This window comes from Tabrizicola sp., assembly GCF_016793705.1.
Taxonomy (GTDB): Bacteria; Pseudomonadota; Alphaproteobacteria; order Rhodobacterales; family Rhodobacteraceae; genus Tabrizicola.
On the sequence record NZ_JAEULO010000011.1, the window covers coordinates 1 to 1100 of the forward strand.

Consider the following 1100-nt stretch of genomic DNA (forward strand, 5'->3'; position numbering starts at 1 on the left):
CGCGACCCGGAACTCTTCGGGGCGATGAGCCAGGAGCTTGGCCGCCAGCGCCACGAGATCGAGCTGATCGCGTCCGAGAACATCGTCTCCCGCGCGGTGATGGAGGCGCAGGGGTCGGTCCTGACCAACAAATATGCCGAGGGCTATCCTGGCAAGCGCTATTACGGCGGCTGCCAGTATGTCGACGTGGCGGAAAACCTCGCCATCGACCGGGCGAAGCAGCTCTTCCAATGCAGCTTCGCCAACGTCCAGCCGAACTCCGGCTCCCAGGCCAACCAGGGCGTCTTCCAGGCGCTGCTGAAGCCCGGCGACACCATCCTCGGCATGTCGCTGGATGCGGGCGGCCACCTGACCCACGGCGCCGCGCCGAACCAGTCCGGCAAGTGGTTCAAGGCGGTGCAATATGGCGTCCGCAAGCAGGACCTGACGCTGAACTACGACCAGCTGGCGGAGCTTGCCGCCGAGCACCAGCCGAAGCTCATCATTGCCGGCGGCAGCGCCATCCCCCGCATCATCGACTTCGCGAAGATGCGCGAGATCGCGGATTCGGTGGGGGCCTACCTCCTCGTCGACATGGCCCACTTCGCCGGGCTGGTGGCCGCGGGCCTCTACCCCAGCCCCTTCCCGCATGCCCATGTGGCGACGACGACCACCCACAAGACCCTCCGCGGGCCCCGCGGCGGGATGATCCTGACCAATGACGAGGAGATCGCGAAAAAGGTCAACTCCGCGATCTTCCCCGGCATCCAGGGCGGCCCCTTGATGCATGTGATCGCGGCGAAAGCCGTGGCCTTCGGCGAGGCGCTGCGCCCCGAATTCAAGACCTACCAGGCCCAGGTGGTGAAGAACGCCCAGGCCCTTGCGGACGAGCTGATGAAGGGCGGGCTCGACATCGTCACCGGCGGCACCGACACGCATCTGATGCTGGTCGACCTGCGCCCCAAGGGGGTGAAGGGCAACGCGACCGAGAAGGCCTTGGGTCGCGCCTGGATCACCTGCAACAAGAACGGCATCCCCTTCGACAGCGAGAAGCCGACGATCACCTCCGGCGTCCGGCTCGGCACGCCTGCGGGCACCACGCGCGGCTTCGCGGAACCCGA

The 1100-nt window shown here is 66.9% G+C and carries 1 protein-coding gene; it reads left to right on the plus strand.

Annotated features, from left to right (window positions below):
* A partial coding sequence (gene glyA / locus JNJ68_RS02045; RefSeq protein WP_294978293.1) for a serine hydroxymethyltransferase occupies positions 1–1100 on the plus strand: 1100 nt, incomplete at both ends.